Here is an 18,586-nt window from a genome sequence, read left to right on the forward strand (position 1 = left end):
CCCTGTCCGAGGCCTTCAAGGCCGGCCTCATCTGTGCCGCGCCCGCTGGGGATTGCTCAGACGCGGGCGTAAAAGAACGCAGCGCCGGGGGAGAGGCGCTGCCGTGCCGGGCATGACAGGGCGACGAACCGCAGGCGATTGCGCGTTTCGACCCATTGCGTTTCAGCTTCCAGCAATACCCTCAGGCGGGCTACTGCGATAGTCCGATCCGCTGCTGCTCCTGGGAGATGAAATCGGCGGCAATGCGGTTGTACGCGGCAGGCCGCACGTCATGGATATCGCCGGACTGAAGCAAGTCACCAACATAGACCTTGCCGTTGTATTCGACGTAGGTCACGCTGTTACCACCCGGCGCGAGATAGCGGTAACGGCCACCATCCAGCTGTACAGAAGCCTCATCGATGCTCCGCGTCAATTTGCAGTGTGCAGTCCACTGCCAGCAGCCTCACTGGATCGGTCTTCTTCCACTGTGATTTCGGCACGAGCACGGACCATTCGGTGTTGGCCGTATCGAGGAAGAACGCCGCCACGCCTACGTAGTTCGCTGCGTCGCCGATCGGCTCCGAGATCTTCAATGTCTGCCCCGGTCCCAGCGTCACGTCCCGGCTCCAGAGCGTCGCGGCCTTCAGCGCCTCGTTGCCCGCGAGCAGTTGCGCGTAGGTCGCTGTTACGAAAGGCTTGTCGTCCTTCAACTGGTAGATGCGCAGCACAACCGGAAGCGACGCGCCACGCACATCCTCGTTCAGTGCGCCGCGTGCCGTCACCACGAGGTTCATCTGTTTGACTTTCGTCTCGAACACCGCGCGTGTGACATCCGCGGTGCCGTCCTTCACCGACTGCCAGGTCCCGCATGCCGAGACGGCCAGCGCGAGGCCCACGCCGAGCGCACCCTGCAAAATCCAGACACTCATCACAAAGGTGCTCCCTCGCAGTCGATGCGAGGATAGACAGTCTCCTTGCCACCGATGCTCAGTACCAGTTGTATGGAAACATGAAGGCTCGCGTAGCGCCCCAGAAAGTGATTGAGCACTTCGCCGAATAGCGCAGCATCGCCCGGCCCGTCGAACGCGGTCGGATCGAGTTCGACATATGCGCACGCAATACGTTGTACGTATGCCCGCTCCACCTTCTGCTTCTCGGAGAAACGCACGTCCCTGATCGCGTCGATACGACGCGAGACCCCGTCGTCTGGCGTCCAGTCGTAGAGTTCCAGCGTCTCACGCAGCGCCGGTGCGCCCTCCATATGGATCCGGTTCAGTTCGTTCGCGCCACCCGCCGTAAAGTGCCCCAATACGCGCCAGTCGTAGCCCGGGTAATAGCGCGGCGGATAGAGCGGCATGGACGGTGCCGTGAGGTTGCGCACCGATGCAATCCCGGTGAAGTCCGATACGGTTTCAGTGATCGTCGCCTCGGCCAGCGCCATGCGCGGGAGACGCCCGTTATTGGCGAGCGCGCGTACCGTCAGGTAGCGGTCCGGATCGGGACGGTCCTCGTCGTTCTCTGCGTGCCGGTACGTTCCGGCCCATAGCTGCCCCGCCAGCGTGACCCAGAGTTCCCGCCCAAGCGGACCGAAACGCGTCGACGTATGGAAGTAGCGCTCAGGCTTTTCGTAACGCAACGCCCAGCCACGATGCCGGAAACTCGTAAACGCCCGGTAGTCGTGCCGTGCGCTGTCCTCCGGGTCGGCGGCGATCACCGCGAGTACATCGTACGGCTCGACATGAGAGGCGATGCCAGGCTGTACGCGGATGCAGTGCTCCCTGTCGTGCCAGCCGACAGGTTCCAACGGCAACGCATCGACCTCAAACAGGTTGATGACAGGCGTGCAGAACAGGCGGAAATTCTCGCGGCTGACGGGATAGTCGCCAGGCATCCGGGCATCGAGTTCAATCTCGAAGGTCATCTGCGCTTCACCCGCCGGCAGCGCCGCAGCATCGAACCCGCACAGGTCGACGAAGTGAAACTTTTGCGGGAACACAAAATACTCCAGCATCGTCTGCTCGCGGTCCAGTTGCCCGTCGCGCTTCGCGTCTGTGACTGGCCATAGCCGCGTCGACGGGCCGAAGCCTGCCGCCTCGAAATGCCCCCCGTCCAGCGGCTGCAAGGCGCCGTCCCGTACTGACGGCAGACGCAGCCCGATTGACGCAACCTGCCGCGTCAGCGCCGCGTATAGCGTAGCCGCAGCGGGCCGGTCGCCATGCAGGTACAGGCGGATACGCGACAGGTCCATGCGCTCGCGCTGGCCCCCGAGCCAGAGACCAAACGTCAGGCGGATCACCGTACGCCCGTCGGCACGTACGGCGACGACCGCATCCTCTACCGAGAGCGGTAACAGCTCGACGGGCTGCGTCGTCCGGTACACGCACTGAACCTTATCGGGACCGACGGGCGTTGAGCGTACGACGGCTCCGGCGGGGATCGGCACCGCAGTTGCGCCCGTTCGGTTCAGCGGCGTGCATTCGATGATCGAAAGCGACGGAATGGCGCGCGCCGCGTGCTCATAGAGGTTATCGAGCAGCGCGTCGGTCACCTCGGGCATCCCGTCGTCGAGCTTCATGCGTAGCCGCGCCGAGAGAAATGCAAAGGCTTCGTTCACCGCGCGCACAGCCCTCTCAGGTTCGCCGTTGAGCATCCCCATGCGACGCGCGGCGTCAGGCTGCGCCTGCGCAAACTCGCGGCCTGCCTCGCGCAGGTAGCGCATCTCTTCGTCGTAGTACCTGAGGAACGGATTCTCGTGCTCAGTCGGGTTTTTCTTCCAGGGTGCGGTCATGGTTGCAATTCCGGTGGCACGGGAGGAAGCATCGGTGCGGCACCAGCCTTGCCGACAACAAAAATCCTTTCGGGCATCTGGAAGCCGCGCAGCTTCAGCAGTTCGAGCGGACCGGCTCCGACCTGGGTGCGCAGCACGTAGCGCAACGGGTCGCCATTTGCGTCGTTCCACGTGAGCTGGTAGCGGGTACTGTCCAACTGCTTCACATCGGCTTTTGCGAGCAGGCGCAGGAATGCCCAGTCGCCCGTCGAATCGAACGCCTGCCTCAGGCCCGCGTTGAGTGTCTGCCACGTCAGACCCGCGTGCCCGTTCAGGCCATCGCCGGGCCAGACGAGCGGCGTCCAGCTTTCCTGCTGGTTGAAATAGACGATCTGCTTGCCGTCGACCGACAGTTCCGAGCGCGTGACGTTCGGCGTCGGCAAGGCCATCATCTCGAAGCGCTCGTTCGCATCGCCCTTCATGTAGAGCTGCGCGCCCACTGTCGATAGCTGGCGCAGGCCGGCAAGGAACTTCGGATCGAACTGGAGTGCCTGTGGTGCCATTTCGTTCGGTGTCCAGTGATCGCCTTCGAGCTTGAGTACGCCCGCGAGTTGCGTCGAGATGAAACGGGCGACCAGGCCGGTGTCGGGACGCACGAAGCGGCCGAGTTCGGCGAAGGATGCATCGGCCTGCGTGTCAAAGAACGGATAGCGGCCGTTCATCGCCGCGTTGAATGGTGCAGCCACGCTTGCGCGCCATGCTTCGTTCAGGCTCGCCGCCGCCGGTTGCAAAATGGTCTGCCACGCGGCTTCGAGCGGCTGGGCGAACACCGCGTTGCCAAAGCCCGCCCACGCGGAGCCGAGACTTGCGGCGGTCAGCGCCGCGTCGTCACGCGCCTGAGACAGCTCCGAGAGCTTGCCCTGGAAGACCGCCTGCGCGAGCGAGCGCGCCATCGCCTGTGCGTCGGGACTGCCTGCGATCTGCTGAAGCTTCAGTCGCATCGTGGTGACCGCCGTCAGATAGCGCGACAGGCTGACGCCACTCAGCGCGACGTTCGTCGATGCACCGGCCTTGCCGTTTCCGCTGTTCGTCGCTGCACCGCCGCTCTCTCCCATCAATGCAAGCAGCGGACCGAATGACTTGTCCAGCGGATTGACGGTCGGGGCATTCGCGTCGTCGTCGTTGCCGATCAGACTTTGCGCCTTGCGGACCAGCGTGTCGGTCAGCGCCTGTGAGGGTCGTCCCGCCTGCGCCTGATACTGCACCGACTTCATCAGCGCGATCAGCGGCGAGGTCTGCGCGTCGGCGAGACGGGTGAGTTGATCGATCGCGCCGTTCAGGTTCGATGCCGGTTGCCACTGGAGACTGTTGAGCATGGTCTGCCAGGCGGCGGTGTACTCCGCGAAGTAGCGTGCTGTCAGTCGCTGCTTCAGTTGCTCCGCCGCGCGCTTTTCGTCGATGGCGGCACCGGTGCGGATCGCACCCTGTGCGAGGGTGTTGCCGATGGTCTGCGATGGCTGCGCGCCGGTCAGCACCCAGTCGCCGCTGACGCGTCGCTCGCGTGCCGCCCTGTCGATCGCGTCCGCAATCATGCCGTCCCATGCGGCCCGCGTGTAGATGCCTGGCACCGTCTGGGACGTATTGAATAGCCCCTGCGCGTCCGCACCGTTAAGCAGCGTCTGGAGCGACGCATCCGCGTATTTGCCTCTGACCTCGTCGAGGATGCTCTGGTACACCGTGTCGTCGGCCGATGCGAGACCCATCTGAGTCACCAGCATGTTGCGGGTCATGCTCACGAGGCTCTGGTCGGGTGTGATGCGCCATTCGGGGTGGGCCTTCAGGTAGTCGGCGTAAAACGCGGCGAGCCGGCCGCCGGTATCGTCGCGCTCACCTTCCGGCATGTCGACCGGGCGTCGCCACAACGCGACAAGCGAGCGGCGGAGAAATGCGGCGTCGGCGCGGGCGGGGTCTCCAAGCATCAGGTACGTTTTGAGCGCGTTGTAGGTGCTGCCGCGCGCCTCCTGCGACTGCAGCGCGTCGGCCCGCGCTTTGCCCGCAGCCTTCAGCAGGTCGGTGATGGTTTGAACGACCGGCGCCTGCAGATTGCGGGTCGCGGCGATGCGGTATGGCGGCCACATCGCAGCGAGAAGGGCGTCGTTCGAAGAAACGCCCGCGCGTAGATACCAGGGCGCGCCATGCTGCCGACGGTACTCAAGCTTTTCCATCAGTTGCTGGAGCGCGAGCTGGGCTCGCCAGGCCTCGGCGGTTTGCGGTTTTGCATCGACAGCGGCCTGCGCTGTCTGACTGGCCTCACGCATCAGCTGCCGGTTGCCGATGAAGGACACCGTCATCCATACGCACCACAGGATCGCCGCAGCCGTGACGAGCGTGGCGAGCGCGTTGGGCCAGTAGAAGCCGACGCGCCGGCCCCGGTAGTTGGGCGCCCCCGCCGCGATCTCGCGCCATACCGGCAGCAACGCGGCGGGCTTCACGCGCATGACGGTTACTGCCGGTGGCGCGTCGGCGGGCTCGCCGGGCGTCCCGTCGCCGTTGGCTGCCGGCACCGGCACGACGGTCGGCCCTGGAAAAACCGGCGCGAACATGACGCCCGCGAGCGGCGCGCGCAGCCAGTGCGACGCAGCCAGTCCCCGCAGGCCTTCGACGATGCGCTCGCAATGGTCGCCGACATACTTCGAGACTTCCATCAGCCAGGTCACCCGAAGGTTATTCCGGCTGCAAAGGTGTACGCCCGCGTCCGCAGACCGCTGCTCGACCTCGTTCAGCAGTTCCGGCAACCTGGCGGCGGCTTCCTGTGCCTGTCTGCGCGAATCGTTCGGCATGAAGGTGCCGACCGCATCGAAGCATTCGGACGGGCTACCCTTCGCCTCAACCGGGTGCAGAAACGTGACGGGCGCGGCCCAGCCGAACGCGGTAGCGATGCCCGAGAGTTTGCGGGGCAGTTCGGTATCCCTATCGTCCGCGCGGGCGACATGCACGACGCCATCGACCGGACGGCGGCGGCGCAACTGCCGGATCTGGCCGAGCCACTTCGCCGCCTCGATGCCGTCCGGCGACGCGTGCACGAGAATGGTTTCGGCCACGTGCATGGCTCCCGCCTGCCTGAGACCGGGCGCGACCTGATCGACGCGTTCATCCGTACCGTTCACCAGCAGCCAGCGCTGGCGGCCGCGCCAGAACCAGCCGTGCGAGACACGCAGTTCCTCGTACACGCGCTGCAGCCGCGCATCGCGCCTGAGCGGCTTGGCTGCCTTCGTGTAATCGCCGGTTTCCCGGTGAAAGAGGCGTCCCGCGAAGGCGTAAGCGCCGGTTGCGAACAGGACGAGATGGATCACGACGACGATGGCGAAGGTGACGAGGATGGCAATGATCGCCTTCAGCTTCGGCTCGCCGGAAGCGACGCCCACCATGTCGCCGCGCATCGAGACGATGCCGATCGCAAGCAGGGCGACGACCAGGGCCGCAACGGGCAGCCCCCAGATCGCGAGACGGCCCGGGGGTGCCGGTTCCTCCGTTGTGGTTGCTGACTCAAGCGGTTGCAGGGAAAGGCTGGGGTCTGTCATCGGTAATCCGGTTGTTATCGGTTGTTGCGGGCGTGACGCGCAGGACTGCGGACTGCAGGCCGTCGATGATGAGTTGCGGGCCGTCTGCCGCGCCTGATTCGATGGCCGCTGCAATGGAGAGCCAGCCGTTGCCGTCGCCAAGGTCGCCGACGATACGGTCGGGCCGACGCTGCGCGTCGTCCTTCGCAATCGCGTCCATATGGGCAGCACTGAGCGCCTTGTCGCCGCCGTCGGCGGGCCGGGTGATCCAGGCACGCACGAGCGAGGTGTAAGCCGCGTTGCCCCATATGGCCGCATTGGCAAAGCCGTATTTGGCTTCGCCCGGAAGACCCTGAACGGGCCGGTGCAGCAATGCGGCCACCCTGACCTCCTCGGGCATATGGAAGTAGCCCGGCGCGAGCAGCACGGCGACACATCCCTCCGTGCTGCCTTCGGGTGGCCCGTCCTCATGCCACGCCGTTGCCACGACGAGTAGCGGGCGCCGCTCCTTCGCATCGAGCCATGCGTCGGCGACCATCAACCCGTCCGTCGCCGGTGCCGCCTGGACCACCAGCGGCGGCAGGCCCGCGATGCGCAGGGCATCGATGACCCGCGCGACATCCGCCTTCTCCTTGCCCGGCGCGGCCAGCACGCGGACCTGCGGCCACCAGACCCGCTCATAGCACGTAAGCGCTCGCAGGCTCGTCGCCAGAGACTCAAGCGACTTGGCCATCTTGAGCGCGAGCAGCGAGACCTGTTTCGCTGGACCGAGAGCAGCGATCGCTTGGTCGTCAGTAAGGCGATCGACGACAACCGGTTCGTCGACCAGCCAGTCGGCCTCCTCGAAGCGGGCATGTTCGATGGGCTTCGAGCCGGCGCGCGGCACCTGCGAGGCGGGCAGACGTTGCTTGGCGGCTATCACGCCGGCCAGCGTCCGTTCGGGTTCTCCACCAAGCGGCAGGCAATAGCCAACGCCGAGCACTTGGAGTGTCTTCTGCGCGATGCGCAGCCGATCCGCCAGCCACCGGCTACGATGATGGTTGCGCCAGCGCGCGCGATACCAGAGCGCCTCGAAGCCAGCACGCTCAATGGCAAACAGGAACACGAACGCACCGTTAGGAAAGCCAACGAAACAGAGCCAGAACCATGCGCCGCGCGCCGGTTCTCCCTTCGGCCAAAGCAGCATCGCGATGGCAACGCCGAATACATTGCAGGCGAGCCAGATGCAGAACCACCACGGCCAGAACCTGGGGCGGCGCGGATAGGCGCTCGGGCGTCCGGCTGGAGAAAGATCGACCGGCATTACGCGATGTTGACGTTCTGCAACGACGAGATCAGCCGGCAACCGCACGCGCAGCGGTAATGATGGAAGGCGACCTCCCTGCCATCACGGTCGGGAAACCGCGCGTAACCTTCGTCTATGACGGTCGGGCCGTGCTGGTTGCATATAGCCGTGTCACCCTTTCGGGCGAGCGGGCGGCCCATGAAGTTGGTCCAGGGCGAGCCGCCCGTCACTTCGCCGCCGTGTTCGAGTTCGTCGCCCTTTCGGATCGGAGATTTCATTTCGAGGGATTCGTTTTATTTAAAGAGCGCCGCGCAGGCGTCGTCCGTCGCTACGACACGTCGGTTGCCCCGAACGTCCCACACGCCCGGATAGGCGTCTTGTGAACAGTCCATTTCGCCGCTTGGCGCGACATAGCGTCCATTGGGAGAGATAATCGCAGTCCCCGCCTCGCCGCTACCACCAAAAGCGGATTCCCTCAGTTCACTAAGTCTCCGGCCCGGAATATACGCCCCCCTTATCGACACAAGGTTTCGCGATGTTCCGATACGTGCAACAGTAGCCAGATATGTGAATGGCCGCACACTAACAAAATCAAGGGCAACATAAATATCCTTTGAGAGATTTATGTCGGACAGCACCCCCACATTTGACGGGATCGAGAGGACGCGGACTACCCGCCCAGCTTGACAAGTGGCTAGATCCTGTTTTGGGATATAGCCAGTTTCTGAGACCATTACCGCCGATTTGTCGAAACTCTCGATTGCATAAAGCGGAGGCTTGTCAAGTGAGCACTTTCTAGAGTTGTCGATTGTAATTGAGGAACCAGCTACCTCATAGGTATCATCTGCGTGCGCGGCTCCTGCGAGAAAGACTGATGCCAGTACAACCAAACCCCATCCGATTCTAGGCATTTCCGAACTCTCATGAAATAATTTCTTTAGCAAAACGAGTGAAATCAAGCCGTCGCTCCCAGTCAATATAACCACCATTAATCGCATATGTAACGTCGCGCGAGATTTGCCGTTCTTTTTGCTTGTCCGAATCAGAGATAGCCGGTTGCGAAGAATCCATGTCGATATGTCTGGTTACTTTTGGCCTTTCGAATCGCAAATAAAATCCCCCGCTATCCAGACTATTCTCAGGAAGGGCAACTCTCTGAGGGGCATCAATCATCGCGGGAGTTTTTGTCATACCGCTGCGATTGTGCGCAATATACGCTGGGTCGGTCCACCATGATGCGGTAAACGACGTACTCAAAATCCACCCCTTGAACGTCCAGTAATCTGCATAATTGCTTCGCCCAGTAAGCTGCTTGAAACCAATCACTTAATCCAATTGAACAACCTGCTGCAGGCTTTGTTGTCGATTACGATCGTCTTTCCTGTTTTAATTACAATCACGTCAATATCAGGATCTGATCCGCACTGACGCCGGTCTACTGATATATATTTTCCATCAAGTGATATGACTGGATCCATATCCGAAGATGCCTCTTCTTCCAACTTAGACTTTCTCACAGTGGTTCTATAGAATCCCGGTTTTTCAACCAAATTCCTGTCGCTCCCGATTTTTCCAACAACCGCTAAAAAACTCAAAGGTGAAACGCTAACTGGGACCATTGATGCGTAAATACCCGCCTTGATATTTATGTCCGATAGAAACCCCACGTGCGGGGCTGCGCGCCTCACGTGAACAGGCGTGTCAGTCTTGCAATGACTTAACTCGCCTATGGGGACGTAGCCGGTACCCGAGACGATAACTGCCTCACCATCCGAACTCAGTGCAACGTCAATGGGTTCTTCGTCTATCAAGCAGTGAAAGTCACCGGCCTTGGTCTGCACAGACAAATTAAAAGATGCTGCCGTGTTCGTGGAGTTAGTAGTATTGCAGTAGGCTTGGACTGATGCAGCGAGCAGACCTACAAATACGAAAAAATTTGTTTTCACAGAAGAAGCCCCTTGATCATGCGAGTAAACTTAATTCTCTTATCAAGCCCGATAAGCGCACCATTGATACTCCTTGTGACATCTTTTATTATCTGCTCTTCTTTTGCGAGTTCAGCTGCAGTTTTCGGTATGTTAAAACTGTCACTATCAATGGCACGAACAACCTTCGGCCTGAGGCAGGTTATGTACCACGCCCCAGAGTCCAAGCAATTCTCTGGCACTGTCGCGATAACTTCAGGATTATCAACGCGCGCAGGAATTTTCGTCATCAGTGCGCGATGTTTCGCGTGATATTGTGGATCGCTCCACCACGATGCAGTAAAACTCGATTGCTCAATCCATGCTCGATATAACCAATAGTCCGCGTAATTACTTCTGAAGGTGAGCTGCTTAAACCCGCGACCGCGAAATTTTTGGGCATCCTCTCGGTCGCAGTTCCCACCTCTCCAGTCATATGATGAGGTGATTAAACCCATCGTCTTATACACAAGTCTGCCCTCCGCAACCGTAGGCCGGAACAAACCGTCGTCGAGCAATGAGATCAACCGGGGCTTGTAAACTTTCGGCGCGTCGCGTTTACTCTTGCTTTTTGCGTGAACGCCTTGGCCCTGGAAGCACCGTGCTGGACGGAAACCGAATTTGCTGACCTCGACCTTGGCGACGCGCGCTTGAACAGGCGAGCAAGGACATTGATGGAACGATTGGCGGCCAAGCCGACGGCCGGCGTGCCGCAGGCGTGTCGGGGCTGGGGCGAGACGATGGCGGCGTACCGCTTCTTCGACAACGGCGAGGTCCAGTGGAGTGCGATTCTGGAGCCGCACTGGCGGCAGACCGAGCAACGAATGGCCGCCCAGTCGGTCGTGTTGTGCCTGCAGGACACCACGGAACTGGATTTCAACGGCCGGCAGGCCGTGGGCCTTGGGCCACTGTCTTACGAGATACAGCGCGGAATGTATTTGCATCCGACCTATGCGGTGACGCCTGAGCGGGTGCCGCTGGGTGTACTCGACGCTTGGATGTGGGCGCGTGAGCCCAAGGACGCGCAGGGCAAGCGCGGCGGGCTCAAGGAAAGCCTGCGCTGGATCGAGGGTTACGAGCGGGTAGCGGAAACGGCATCGAGCCTGCCGCACACGCGACTGGTGTACGTCGCTGATCGCGAGGCAGACATGCCCGCGCTGATGGCGCGGGCGCAGGAGTTGGGCACGCCGGCGGATTGGCTGATTCGCTCGACCCACGACCGCTCGCTGCCCGAGGGAGCCAAGCTTTGGACGGCGACGACAGAAGGCGCACCGCTCGGCGAGATTGCCTTCACGATGGGCTCGCGTCACGGCGTGAAGGCGCGCCAGGTGCGCCAGGTGCGCCAGCACGTATGGTTGCGGCGCATCGAACTGCCGGCAGGCGTTGGTCAAAGCGTAGCGGCCACGTGTCTGGTGGCGCGTGAGTTTGATGCACCAGACGGCGTCAAGCCGATCGAATGGCGCTTGCTGACCAACCGCGAAGCCACGACGCTGCAGGAAGCGATTGAACTGATCGACTGGTATCGGGCGCGCTGGAAAATCGAGATCCTGTTCAACGTGCTGAAGAACGGTTGCCGAGTCGAGGCGCTGCAACTGGGCGCGATCGAACGGCTCGAACGCGCGCTGGCGCTGTTTCTGGTCGTGGCTTGGCGAATCGTCCATCTGATGCACATGGGCCGCAGTTGCCCCGATCTGGATGCCGAACTGTTCTTCGATGTCGATGAAATTCGCGGCGCGTATTTGCTGACTGACGTCAAGCAGCCGGCCAAGCCCAAGCTCAACGAGGTGCTGCGCTTGATCGCGCGCCTGGGCGGATTCCTCGGCCGCAAGGGCGATGGCGAACCCGGCGCGAAAGCTATTTGGCTGGGACTCAAAGAGGTTCATATCGCTGCCAAGACATTGCAGAAGTTACGTGTCGGCGGTCACGCTGGAAATTGTGTATAAGCCGATGCCTCGAACCAGGGCGAACCACCGGTCACTTCGCCGCCGTGTTCGAGTTTGTCGCCTTTACGGACAGGAGATTGCATTTTTAGGAAATTAATTTTTTGAACATTGCTGAGTCTTGAATTGCGGAATATACGCCGCATCGAATGACTGAGCCTTTTTTTTCTTGAGGTTTATCACATCAACCCCGAATTGATTCTCAACAACGATAAAATTTTGATCAACACTGAAGGCAGCATCGTATACTCCACCACCATACACCTCTCTTTCAATGAGTTGCATTTTTGGCCTTACCAAAAATATAGATAGATGTGTGACTTGCGGATAATTCGCATCAATTTTTGTAGGCAACCCAAATACAACCAACATCGAACCATCGAGGCTAAAAACTCCCCCACGAATAGCGTGATCGATTTTCGCCAACCCGATATTTCGCCCATCATGTTTTATTGTTACGTGGCCGCGGACATCGTCCATTGCCAAATAATTTCCATCGCAGGAACTGACAACAGCTGCGCACGCATTACCAAGAAAAATTATCAAGAAAAATAAAAACAAATACTTTTTCACGGCTGATCCCCCAATACTCGATATGAATTTTGCGTCTCGCGCCAACGCAAGGGCGGACTTTTTACATCGTACGGGTTGACTATCTTGGTTACCGCGCGCGACGCAGTCTCAGAAACCCCCTGATCTGCAGCCTTTTCAAGCGGAGTCCGCACGCAGAAAAAACCTGCTATGTCTACGCAGGAATAGGTATCGTTACCGATAAATTCTGGGTTATCTACTTTGGGACCAGCCTTGAAACGATCGCCTTCTTTTTTCTTAAACCATGCGTGATCATATGATTTTCGATCAAGCCAACCTCTATATACCCAATATTCCGAATAATTATATAGACCAGTAAGCTGCTTAAACCCCCTTCCTCGAAATTTAATACCATCTCCCGGATCGGTATTCCCCAAATTTATGTTGCCATCATATTGGCCAAAATATGTAACATCCACTGGGGCCGCAGCAGGCGAGCGAAAATATCCATCCAATTCAGGCATAATTGATGGATGATTTGACTTAACCGCCTTACCAATAGCAATAGAACTCTCGCGAACTACCATCATATGATATGACTCGATCGCACATTGCCCAAAAAAATGAGCGCTGCGGATCGGGGCGCAAATTCTATATTTTCTAAAAACGGCATTAATGGCGCTGCGATAAAGTTCTCGATATTCCTCCCCCGTCTTCCCCAACGCTGTATATGTTGACTCATCATAGATTTGAGACAATTCCCCCTTGCTCAGCCACCCGCACTTCCTGAAGTGCCGGATAAACGCGAGCGGATGGAAGAACCAGAGCTTCTCCCCGGCGGGCAACCCGGTCACATCCCAAAACTGGACTTCCTTGAGGTACTTGAGAAAATCGTCGTAACCCGTTTGGTTGCCGTGGTAGAACCCGCCCTCATCGAGCAGCTTCGCGTAGCGCGTCCCGTTGTTCTTGCTATCCCATTCGCTCGGCGCGTTGCAGATAAATCCGCGTAGTGCCTGACGCACCGGATCGTTCATCCTCACGTAGGTTGACAGCGCTTGCGCCCTCTGTGCCTCCGTAATGTCCTCTATCACCGGTAGCTCGCCGGTATCCTCCGCATCCTTGACAAGTTTCTTCAGTGCGTTGATATCGCACATCCCGTTACTATCGAATGGCGTGTTGGCGTCGCTGATCTTCTGCCAGCCCATGAACGACGGGAAATCCGCATCGGATAACTTCCTGATCTCCGCCTTGCTGATATCGATATACCCCTGCTTCCCCGCAGCGTAGGTCACCTGCACCCAGGTCTGCGGGTTTGGAGGCGGGGTCACGGCCGAGGACAGGACACGCCCGAAGCGCTGCATCTCGTACCCGTCGCTCGGGCAGGCATCGTAGAGCGCCGTCGCGCGATGGTAGAGATCGTATTCGTAGTCCTTTTCCTCGACGAGCTCCGGCGTCAGAAGCGTGCGCGAACCGTCCGTCGCGATGCTCCAGACGTTGGTGTACTTCGCCCCCTTGCTGAAGTACATCTCGACGACGAGTTGCAGCGCGTTTTTGTCCGTCTGCCCCGGCGTGAACTTGATCCCGTGCAGCTTGTTGTCCGCCCCGGTTCCAGGCGGCTGCGCGAAGAACTGCTGCCCGGCCGGAATCGTGTAATAGGTGTGGCCCCAGCAGTCCGGCGTTGTCGCCGTGGCTGGCGATGCCACGCCGAGCTGTGTATGCCCGAAATACGCCGTGAAATCGTCTGGCACCATGAAGATTTCGAGGTGCAGGTGCGTCACGCCCTGGTAGCGTCCGACAAACCCAAGGACATCCTTGCGCCTGACCTTCTGGCCACTGCCCTTCGTCGCAGGCGTGACCTGCCCTTTCTTGTCCACGCCGGAGGATTTTTGCAGGAACTCCGGCAACCGTGTCCCGTCGTGCCCGAATGACTGGTACTCCGCGAGCGGCAGCAGATGCATGTAGAGCGAATAGAACGTCAGCTTGCGACCGTCACCCGTTTCGGTCGAATGCCTGAGCAGGACGAAGCCTACATTGCAGCTATAGGGATCCACCGCGTGCTGGCAGACCCGGTAGGCCACCACCTCGCCATCGGCAATGGCGTAAACCTCGCCGTGCGTGTCCGGTGCCAGATGACTGCCGCAATGCCAGCGCCGGTCAGACGCGACCGGGTAGATGCCGCGCGCCAGTTCGAACTGGTCGACGGCGTCCATCATGGGATCCGGCTTCGAGCCATCGGTGGAGGTCATGCCCGCTTCGGGCAGAAAGGGAGGGCTGATGATCATCGCGTATTAGTCCGTGTGGGTATACCGGTCGTTAAGCTGCAGGTCGCTATTCGGCAGGAGGGGCAGCTTGGCCGGCACGTTGTCGGGGCCGACAAACGTGAACGAGGCGGCCTTGATGGTGTATGCGCCGGGGCAGTGGAACGTGATGTTGCCGCCCTCCATGACAACCGAGGCCCCGCCGCAGTTGAGCGTGATCTTCGACTTCGCCGACACCTGCACATCCGCACTTTCGCTGGCGACACGCAACTGCTTCTGCGCGAACAGATCCATGCCGTCAGTGAGCGCCGCCGCCGTAAACTTCCCCTTCGCCGCCGTGAGGCTGAGACCAAGCTTGTGCGCGCACAAGGAAATCAGCTCACCCGCCACCATGCGCAGTCGCTTCACGATGCTGACGTCCATGTCCTGGCCCGCCGTGACGATCACGTTCTGGCCCGCCGAGTGCTGCGCCGATTTCGGCGTCACGAACGCCATGCCGCCGGGGGCGCTGGCGAGTAGCCCCGCGTCGCGCAACTGGTTCAGCCCATCGAGCAGCGCCGCCTGCGTGGCCCGGTCGGCAGGGTCGGCCCCAGCCTGCGCCGTCGCCGCCGCAAGGTCCGTCACGCGCTGCAATGCCGCCTTGAGCTGCGCGACGGCGGTGGGCATGTCGAGGTGCGGCGTATCGGCTGCGGCCGCCGCATCCGCCGAGAGGAACAGTCCCTTCGCCGCACGCATCGTGCCCCAGCCCTGAGTCGTCATTTCGGACCCTTCACCCCGCAGGAGCTTTTTGCTGTTGAGCAGGTAGCCCTGGTTGAAGGCCGTCTGGCTGTAGACCGTCGCTATGCGGGCGCTCTCCTTTCCTTGCAGATCGTTGAACACCACCTCCGCACCGAGCAGCGGGGAACGCCAGATGGCATAGCTAAACAGCGACTGGTCTCCGCGCACCAGGTCCGGGTGGGCGTAGTCGTGCATGGCCCCCGCTATGTAGATGCGGTCCACGTCGCGATTTTCGGCGTCGAGCAGGACCTCGGTCCCCGGCAGCAGGGGCGAGTGGAAGCCGCCCTGGTAGGACGATGACGGACGCAGCAGGCGCAGGTTCAGCAGCTTGTTGTCGGTGTTGCCCGAGCCCTGCAGGAACTTCGGCAGAACGGGGTAGCGTCCGTGCTCGTCAAGACATGCATAGGGCGCAGTGTCCAGCGTTGTGACGACGCCAACGACCGGGCCACTTAAAAATCTCCAGTCCCGCTGATAGTCAAACGATGGCCGGTAGGCCAGATGCGCAGGCATCGCCTTGAAGTGTGTATAGGCCGGCTGGGTACGGCTGCCCTTCATCTGGAACGACGTGACCACGAAGCCGTACTCGGCGGCGGCCAGCTTCGTGTTGGTGAGCTTGATCACAACACCCGCCGCGATGGCTTTCGCATCGCTCTCGCCGGCAAGCGTGACCTGACGCGCGATCTGCTCATCGCGCCGCGTCTGCGCGAATGCTTCGCCCTGCGCTGGTGTCAGATGCCCTTCCGCGCTGCGGCTGATCTGGCCAAACACCGAGCGGTCATCCGCCTCGGCAGAAACGTTCGCCGTGGCCCGCAGCGGGTCCTCCGGCGTGCGGTAGTTGCGCTCCCACAGCTCGATCGTGGCCGGCACCAGCGTGCGCTGCGCGTGGACCGCCTGCGCCGCTTCGCGCCAGCTCGCGTGCAGGCCCGAGGCATCCAGCAGCGGCACGTCGACCGAGCGGATATAGGCGCGCGGATTGTTGGCGAACACGATGGTGTCGAGCTTGCCATCCTTGCCGCGTCCCTGCTTGTAGAACCAGAAAACGCCGAGGCGGCGGCAATGGCGGGCGATGAAATTCCAGAGCGACTCCTCCAGCATCACCACCTGCTCCATCTTCTCCTGCAGCCCTTCGATCTGGAATTCGACATCGAAGGCATCGAAATTCTTGCGGTCGACCAGCGCCTGGGTGATCAGCTCCTGCAAAGTCACATCTTTAAATGTGTCGCTTTTGATGATGCGTTTGCAGAGGGCCACAAAGCGCGGCTCGATGCGCATCTGGTAAGCCGACTCGTCGCGGCTCGTGCGGATGCGCCTCCAGCTCGTCACCACGCCGTTGAAGGTGGCGGCGTCGTGACTGACGGGCTGCACGTAGCTCACCGAGGGCACCGCCGCCTGCTCGTCGATCTGCAGGCCCGCGCGACGGCCCACATACTGCTTGCCGTCGATCTCCAGCCGTGGCGACGTAACCGTGACGTCGACGCGGTAGTCCTTGCAGAAGCCACCGCTGGCCTTGAAATCGAGCACGTCGAGGTCATGGGGCTGGGAGCCGATCCAGATCCTGAGGTGCTGGGTCAGGCGCGCGCTCGGATGGCTGAGCGCGGCGGTAAAATTTTTCGTGACAGCATTCATCCACACATCCCTGTATGGTTAAAGAAACGAGGCACAACTGTTGCGTCTGCAACCTTCAACCGAAAAAATCTAGGGCGGTACCCGCCGCCCGTCAATCACTCCACTCACCCTGTGCGAAATTGCCAACGATTTTGTGAATGATCGTTAAATCGGAATCCTTTGCTTTTTCGAGATGGAAATGCGTGATAAACGGGTGCAGCAACACCTAATGGCGAACGACGCATGCGAGTCGATCGCGCGCGGGAAACGGTCAGCCCTGCTGCTCGTGATAGCGCAGTGTGGTAGAGAGAAGCGTGGCGTCGCCGCGAGCGCGCGCCTCCAGAAGTTCGGCGATGCGCTCAATCATGGTCAGCATCTCCTCGCGCGTTTCGTTCGGGTCGGGTCGGGAGGCACATGATTTATCTGATGGACGCGCGTGACAACATATGCAGACACAATATGCAAAACGAATAAACGTCTGCTTCTCGCCGTGCAATTGAAAAAGGCGGCATCAAGCCGCCTTCATTGGATTGCTGACAGAGCCAGTTAGTGCTTCGTCGTGGTCGTGCCAGGAGTCGCAAGTCTGTCCTGAACGCTTTGCGCCGCATCGGCCAGCAGGTCCGCCGCATCGCGGGGAGTAAGACGACGGTCCGGAATACCCTTCGCCTGCGCAAACGTCCCGAACACCTCTTCGGTATTTATGAAGGGGCGCTTTTCAACAGCCTGTGTAAGCGGCCGCCCAAGGCACCTTGAAATGAAGGGATCGTGAAGGCGACGATTGTGTCCAGGTCAATGCCGAGTGGCTGCTCGCGGGATCTGTGCCGTGCAAATGGCGTCAATGGAACTCGCTGTCATCGCTCAGCGAGCCACGCCGGGATATCCCGCTTTCCGTTGAGCACGCGCCATATCTCGACGTGATCCTTGCGCTCAATGTAGAAGATCAGATGCGCGTAGCGAGCAAGCGGCCACGCCCGCAGGCCCGGTATGTCCAGCTCATACCCGTAACGAGGAGACCCGATGTTGGAGCGGTTAGCGAGATGCGCGTATGCTTGCTCGATCTCCGCAATGAACGCGAGCGCTGCCTGTTCCGAGCCTTCGTCTACGAGGTGGTGGGTCAGCTCGTCTTCTACGTCTTGCTTGGCCAGTCGCGTTGGGATGACGGGCTTGGCCGTCATTTGCGCGAAGTACGCACTCGGGCGCGCAGCGATTCGAAGTAGGCGGCATCGGCCGGACCCGCGAGGCTGCCGCAACCAGTCTTTGACTCGCGCCGCCATATTTTAGTCAAATCCCTCAACTGTTTTTTTAGTCATTGGAATCGCTCTCCCTTGCAACACGGGCCTGAGAGGGGATGGAAAAGTCCGTAACTTTAGGAATTTGAAGGAAGTCTGCTACGCTGCGCGCTTCACCACCCTCGCATTGAAACGATGGAAAGCCCTTTCAACGATCGCGGCGTGTCGGTCACGCGCAACGCCCTCTCATCCGCAGGTCAGGTCTTCCCGCTGCGCGATATCGTCGACGTGCAGGTCGTGACCGTGCAGAAGAACAAGGTCGTGCCGCTCGTGATCTCGGTGGCCGGGCTGATCGGCGCAATCGTCGGGGGCGTGCTCCACTCGGCGTCGGGACTCGTATGCGGGGTGATGCTGATCGTGGTCGGTTGGCTTACCTGGGTGACCCAGGACATCACGCATCGGCTGATGGTCAAGACGGCCGACGGCGAGCGCGAAGCGCTGATGAGTACGGATCGCGAGTTCGTCGAACGCGTCGGCGAGGCAGTGCATCGGGCGAAGGCCGCGGCTGCCGCGCCGAAGGCTTGACGCGGGGCGACGATCGAACATGACGAAGCCGTGCGCGACGGATCAGCACCAGCCTCGCACGGCTTTCGATCTGCTTGCCCGCAAGCAACGACTACGTTGCCGT

15 protein-coding genes are annotated in these 18,586 nt (G+C 60.5%); 2 read left to right on the forward strand and 13 right to left on the reverse strand.

What is annotated here, in order from left to right:
* Positions 1-190: 190 nt before the first annotated feature.
* The 9 genes from HDG32_RS28675 to HDG32_RS28715 form a co-directional block, all read right to left on the reverse strand.
* On the reverse strand, positions 191-337 hold the full coding sequence (locus HDG32_RS28675; RefSeq protein ID WP_184072472.1) for a hypothetical protein: 147 nt from the start codon (positions 335-337) through the stop codon (positions 191-193).
* A gap of 58 nt (positions 338-395) precedes the next feature.
* The gene (gene tssJ, locus HDG32_RS28680) at positions 396-911 is read right to left on the reverse strand and encodes a type VI secretion system lipoprotein TssJ (protein ID WP_184072474.1); all 516 of its coding nucleotides are present in this window, start codon (positions 909-911) and stop codon (positions 396-398) included.
* Entirely contained in the window at positions 911-2,770 is a 1,860-nt protein-coding gene (gene tssF, locus HDG32_RS28685) for a type VI secretion system baseplate subunit TssF (protein WP_184072476.1), read from the reverse strand. The genes tssJ and tssF overlap by 1 nt, the downstream gene beginning before the upstream one ends.
* Positions 2,767-6,330: an ImcF-related family protein gene (locus HDG32_RS28690; RefSeq protein WP_184072478.1), complete on the reverse strand. Its 3,564-nt coding sequence runs from the start codon at positions 6,328-6,330 to the stop codon at positions 2,767-2,769. The genes tssF and HDG32_RS28690 overlap by 4 nt, the downstream gene beginning before the upstream one ends.
* Positions 6,296-7,612 carry a hypothetical protein gene (locus HDG32_RS28695; RefSeq protein ID WP_184072480.1) on the reverse strand — a complete coding sequence of 439 codons (1,317 nt, stop codon included), beginning with the start codon at positions 7,610-7,612 and terminating at the stop codon, positions 6,296-6,298. The genes HDG32_RS28690 and HDG32_RS28695 overlap by 35 nt, the downstream gene beginning before the upstream one ends.
* Complete coding sequence (locus tag HDG32_RS28700) at positions 7,612-7,872, reverse strand: PAAR domain-containing protein (protein ID WP_184072482.1); 261 nt, start codon at positions 7,870-7,872, stop codon at positions 7,612-7,614. Before HDG32_RS28700 ends, HDG32_RS28695 begins: the two co-directional genes overlap by 1 nt.
* Positions 7,873-8,515: 643 nt before the next feature.
* Complete coding sequence (locus tag HDG32_RS28705; protein WP_184072484.1) at positions 8,516-8,920, reverse strand: hypothetical protein; 405 nt, start codon at positions 8,918-8,920, stop codon at positions 8,516-8,518.
* The gene (locus HDG32_RS28710; RefSeq protein ID WP_184072486.1) at positions 8,917-9,540 is read right to left on the reverse strand and encodes a hypothetical protein; all 624 of its coding nucleotides are present in this window, start codon (positions 9,538-9,540) and stop codon (positions 8,917-8,919) included. Before HDG32_RS28710 ends, HDG32_RS28705 begins: the two co-directional genes overlap by 4 nt.
* Positions 9,537-10,028, reverse strand: a complete 492-nt coding sequence (locus HDG32_RS28715; protein WP_184072488.1) for a hypothetical protein — start codon at positions 10,026-10,028, stop codon at positions 9,537-9,539. The genes HDG32_RS28710 and HDG32_RS28715 overlap by 4 nt, the downstream gene beginning before the upstream one ends.
* Positions 10,029-10,148: 120 nt before the next feature.
* Between HDG32_RS28715 and HDG32_RS28720 the strand changes: the two genes are divergently transcribed.
* Positions 10,149-11,501, forward strand: a complete 1,353-nt coding sequence (locus HDG32_RS28720) for an IS4 family transposase (protein ID WP_184072589.1) — start codon at positions 10,149-10,151, stop codon at positions 11,499-11,501.
* Between the two features lie 93 nt (positions 11,502-11,594).
* Here the strand turns inward: HDG32_RS28720 and HDG32_RS28725 are convergent, their stop codons facing one another.
* From HDG32_RS28725 to HDG32_RS28740, 4 genes are all read right to left on the reverse strand, one after another.
* Positions 11,595-12,071 carry a hypothetical protein gene (locus HDG32_RS28725; RefSeq protein WP_184072490.1) on the reverse strand — a complete coding sequence of 159 codons (477 nt, stop codon included), beginning with the start codon at positions 12,069-12,071 and terminating at the stop codon, positions 11,595-11,597.
* A complete protein-coding gene (locus HDG32_RS28730) occupies positions 12,068-14,311 on the reverse strand; it encodes a M23 family metallopeptidase (RefSeq protein WP_184072492.1) in 2,244 nt (747 codons plus the stop codon). Before HDG32_RS28730 ends, HDG32_RS28725 begins: the two co-directional genes overlap by 4 nt.
* A gap of 6 nt (positions 14,312-14,317) precedes the next feature.
* Positions 14,318-16,690, reverse strand: a complete 2,373-nt coding sequence (locus tag HDG32_RS28735) for a type VI secretion system Vgr family protein (protein WP_184072494.1) — start codon at positions 16,688-16,690, stop codon at positions 14,318-14,320.
* Positions 16,691-17,520: 830 nt separating this feature from the next.
* The gene (locus HDG32_RS28740) at positions 17,521-17,844 is read right to left on the reverse strand and encodes a type II toxin-antitoxin system RelE/ParE family toxin (RefSeq protein WP_184072496.1); all 324 of its coding nucleotides are present in this window, start codon (positions 17,842-17,844) and stop codon (positions 17,521-17,523) included.
* A gap of 249 nt (positions 17,845-18,093) precedes the next feature.
* On the opposite strand from HDG32_RS28740, the gene HDG32_RS28745 reads away from it, so the two are divergent.
* Entirely contained in the window at positions 18,094-18,483 is a 390-nt protein-coding gene (locus tag HDG32_RS28745; protein ID WP_184072498.1) for a DUF6232 family protein, read from the forward strand.
* The last annotated feature ends 103 nt before the right edge of the window (positions 18,484-18,586 follow it).

The organism is Paraburkholderia sp. CI2 (assembly GCF_014201055.1).
In the GTDB taxonomy this organism is placed as follows: domain Bacteria; phylum Pseudomonadota; class Gammaproteobacteria; order Burkholderiales; family Burkholderiaceae; genus Paraburkholderia; species Paraburkholderia tuberum.

Excerpts from the sequence above, each read along its gene's own strand:
- HDG32_RS28690 (WP_184072478.1), bottom strand. The coding sequence starts at position 6,330 with ATGACAGACCCCAGCCTTTCCCTGCAACCGCTTGAGTCAGCAACCACA.
- HDG32_RS28745 (WP_184072498.1), top strand. The coding sequence starts at position 18,094 with ATGGAAAGCCCTTTCAACGATCGCGGCGTGTCGGTCACGCGCAACGCC.
- tssJ (WP_184072474.1), bottom strand. The coding sequence starts at position 911 with ATGAGTGTCTGGATTTTGCAGGGTGCGCTCGGCGTGGGCCTCGCGCTG.
- HDG32_RS28700 (WP_184072482.1), bottom strand. The coding sequence starts at position 7,872 with ATGAAATCTCCGATCCGAAAGGGCGACGAACTCGAACACGGCGGCGAA.
- HDG32_RS28730 (WP_184072492.1), bottom strand. The coding sequence starts at position 14,311 with ATGATCATCAGCCCTCCCTTTCTGCCCGAAGCGGGCATGACCTCCACC.
- tssF (WP_184072476.1), bottom strand. The coding sequence starts at position 2,770 with ATGACCGCACCCTGGAAGAAAAACCCGACTGAGCACGAGAATCCGTTC.
- HDG32_RS28735 (WP_184072494.1), bottom strand. The coding sequence starts at position 16,690 with ATGAATGCTGTCACGAAAAATTTTACCGCCGCGCTCAGCCATCCGAGC.
- HDG32_RS28695 (WP_184072480.1), bottom strand. The coding sequence starts at position 7,612 with ATGCCGGTCGATCTTTCTCCAGCCGGACGCCCGAGCGCCTATCCGCGC.
- HDG32_RS28740 (WP_184072496.1), bottom strand. The coding sequence starts at position 17,844 with ATGACGGCCAAGCCCGTCATCCCAACGCGACTGGCCAAGCAAGACGTA.